Genomic DNA, 3,097 nt, shown 5'->3' with positions numbered 1-3,097 from the left:
GGCTGCCCCCATCCTCTCGGCCGCCAGCCATGTGCTGGCCACGGGCCAGTTGCCCGGCCAGCCACCGGTCACCGTAGACAACCCCTTTGGCGATGGCAGCAGCGGCGTGCAGATTGCCGCCGCGATTGCCCGCCACCTGCAGCCAACCTCCCTCTAAAAACCAACACAAGAACACCATGAACACCTTCTTCCTGCGCAGCTCCCTGGCCCTGAGCGCCGCCGCCTTGCTGGCCCCTGCCATGGCCCAGACCACGGCCGCCAGCGCCGCAGCTCCCATCACCGAGCCCGCCGCCGCGCCGGCAGCACCGGCCGCAGACTTCGAGCCCGGCCAGCGCGGCCGCGTTGATATCGGCGCGGGCTTTTCCAGCCTGACCGGCGGCAACAGCAACTGGAACGACGAGTACGTGCGTGGCTATGTCGGCCTCAAGCCTGGCACCGTGCTGAACTGGGACCTGGCCAGCCAGCGCCACTTTGACCAGCGTGGTACCGTGGGCGCGCTGTCGCTGACGCAGACCTTGTCGCCCTGGTGGTACATGTCGGTGGGCGCCAGCTCCGGCTCGGCCGATTTCCAGAACAAGTACCGCGGCGACATCGCCATCTACCGCAAGTGGACCGAGAGCCAGCAGTGGGTGACCGGCCTGGCGCTGATGAAGTCGGCCAGCCGCGACGGCATCCACCGCGACACCGGCATCACCGCGTCGGTGGCCTACTACTCGGCCAATGACTGGGTCGGCGAAGGCGGCGTGGTCTACAACAAGTCCAACCCCGGCTCGGTCGAAGGCTACCGCGGCTTTGCCGCGCTGACCATGGGCCGCGAAAAGCAGCACTACTTCACCGCCCGCATCGACCATGGCAAGGAAGGCTACCTGCCCACCGGCGCCATCGCCAACGGTGCCGGTGACCAGGTCGGCTTCCAGTCGACCGAGCTGAGCCTGCAATGGCGCCAGTGGCTGGGCAAGGACTGGGGCTACCTGGTCGGCGGCCAGTTCTACCGCAACCCCTACTACAACCGCAAGGGCCTGAGCGCTGCGGTGTTCTTCGACTTCTAAGGCCAGGCCATGTCGTTGCGCATGACCCGCCAGCACCGGGGCCTCAGAAGCTACATCTGGACCTGGCAGCACAGCGCCCAGCTGCTGGTGCTGCTGCTGGCCTTCTGGCTGGTGCTGTGGTGGGCTGCGCCGCTGTTGATGCACCGCTGGGCCGATGTGCTGGGCTGGGCCTGGCCGCACCTGGGCCTGGGCAGCAGCGAGGGCGTGGAGGTCCACACCACATCGCTGCTGGGCGTGCCCATCGAGGTGGTGCGCACGCATTTCTACGTGCCGCCACCCAACCTCTGGCAGTGGTGGGGCGGCGCGCTGCTGTCGCTGGGGCTGATGGCACTGTCCTTTGTGCTCTCGCGCGAGCGCCTGCCGCTGATCTACGGCCTGCGCATCGTCGCGCTGCTGGGCATCGTGGGGCTGCTGTCCTACGAGTTCCTGCCCACGCTGGCCGTGAGCGACGTCAACCGCCTGCTGGCCGACAACATCCTGGACATGGGCCTGGCCATGCTCTGGCTGCTGCCGGCTGTGCATGCGCTGGTGCTCTACATCTTCCCGATCCCGGTGCTGCACAAGGTCGCCGCTACGATGACCGGCATGCTGATGCTGGTTGTCAGCATCCCGCTGCAGGCCGCCTCGCTCGCCTGGCTGGCCCAGCAGTTCAGCCTGCTCGTGACCTTGCCCTTGTACATGCTGTTCAGCTTTTTGCCCCAGATTGCGGCGCAGCTGGGCATCTACGGCCTGTTCATGAGCTTTGCACCAGCGCCTGAGCGAGGGGGCGCCTAGCTGGAGGCGCCTAACCGGGGGCGCCCAGTCGGCCGTGCCCAGCCGAGGACACCTTGCCGGCCACACCTCACCGGCCGCACCTAGCCGGCCACCCCTCCTCCAGGATCCAAAAAGTTTCCCAAGCAACGATTAGCCGACGAGACCCTGTTGGCTTGCCTCTGGGCGGACAATGCGCCGTGGCCCTGTCCGCAGGGCCCGGACCAACCGATCGACCCATGGCGCCCGGTGGCCGGCCACCGGGCAGGCCCGCTGGGGCGCCGCCAAGGAGAAAACAATGCTGTACCTGGTTCGCATGGATGTGAACATTCCCCATGACCTGCCCCAAGAGCAGGCCCAAGAGATCAAGGCCCGCGAGAAGGCCTATTCGCAAGATCTGCAGCGCGATGGCCGCTGGAAGCACATCTGGCGCGTGGCGGGCGAGTATGCGAACTACAGCGTGTTCGATGTGGAATCGAACGACGAGCTCCACGGCCTGCTGCAGGCGCTGCCGCTGTTCCCCTACATGAAGATCTCGGTCACGCCGCTGGCCCAGCACCCCTCGGCCATCGCCCAGAACTGATAGCCTGCGCCGGCAGGGGCCGGCCACCCGCTGTGCAACGCACACCCTCGCCCATGGCGAACGGTGTGCGTTGTGCTTTCTGGCGTGGATGCGCGCACTACAGCTGCACGCGCAGCTCGCCAATGCCGTCAAACTGTACCCGCACTGCATCGCCAGCTGCGGCCTGCAGCAAGCCGCACCAGCTGCCGGTGGTCACCACGGTGCCGGCGCGCAGGCTGCCAAAGTGCGCGGTTGCATGGCGCAGCCACTGCGGCAGCAGCCAGGCCGGGTCCTGCAGGCCATAGCTGCGCTCAAACGCCTGGGCGGGCTGCGCACCGATCTGTACCGTGCAGCGCTGCGTGCTGCCATCCACCGGGCGGTAGGGCTGCCAGGCACCCAGCACCAGCGCGCCATGGCAGAGCAGGTCCGCCGCCTTCAAGGCCGCAGGCGCCTGCAGCTGCTGCTGCCAGCGCGAATCAACCATCTCGATGCTTACCGCCATCGCATCGATCAGCTCGGCCGCGCTGGCCTCATCGAGCGCAGCGGCCTGGTCCGCATCGACCGCGCGGCCCAGGCGCAGCGCAATCTCCGCCTCGACGCCGCGCAGAAAAAACGGGGTGGCACGCAGATCGGCGCCGCCACCGTGCACCCCTTGGGGTGGCAGAGGCGCATGGCCCAGCGGCTGGCTGCGGCTGGGGCCACCCGATTTCCAGTACTGGGGCGCTTGGGCGGCGTC

General features: G+C 67.8%; 4 protein-coding genes. 3 read left to right on the top strand and 1 reads right to left on the bottom strand.

Going from position 1 to position 3,097, the window contains the following annotated elements; translation table 11 throughout:
* The first annotated feature begins 176 nt into the window (after positions 1-176).
* The 3 genes from H928_RS27525 to catC all read left to right on the top strand — a co-directional run bounded on the left by H928_RS27525 (position 177) and on the right by catC (position 2,382).
* Positions 177-1,049: a YaiO family outer membrane beta-barrel protein gene (locus tag H928_RS27525; RefSeq protein ID WP_021026845.1), complete on the top strand. Its 873-nt coding sequence runs from the start codon at positions 177-179 to the stop codon at positions 1,047-1,049.
* A gap of 9 nt (positions 1,050-1,058) precedes the next feature.
* Positions 1,059-1,823 carry a hypothetical protein gene (locus tag H928_RS0112645; protein WP_021026844.1) on the top strand — a complete coding sequence of 255 codons (765 nt, stop codon included), beginning with the start codon at positions 1,059-1,061 and terminating at the stop codon, positions 1,821-1,823.
* A gap of 274 nt (positions 1,824-2,097) precedes the next feature.
* Positions 2,098-2,382: a muconolactone Delta-isomerase gene (catC, locus tag H928_RS0112640; protein ID WP_021026843.1), complete on the top strand. Its 285-nt coding sequence runs from the start codon at positions 2,098-2,100 to the stop codon at positions 2,380-2,382.
* Positions 2,383-2,479: 97 nt separating this feature from the next.
* On the opposite strand, the gene H928_RS0112635 is transcribed toward catC, so the two are convergent.
* Positions 2,480-3,097: fumarylacetoacetate hydrolase family protein (locus H928_RS0112635; RefSeq protein WP_021026842.1), on the bottom strand; the 618-nt coding region annotated here is incomplete at its 5' end.

It is taken from the genome of Comamonas sp. B-9 (genome assembly GCF_000410635.1).
GTDB lineage: Bacteria > Pseudomonadota > Gammaproteobacteria > Burkholderiales > Burkholderiaceae_C > Comamonas.
The sequence above is the reverse complement of the archived record's forward strand: the minus strand, read 5'-3'. Positions and strand labels throughout refer to the sequence as shown.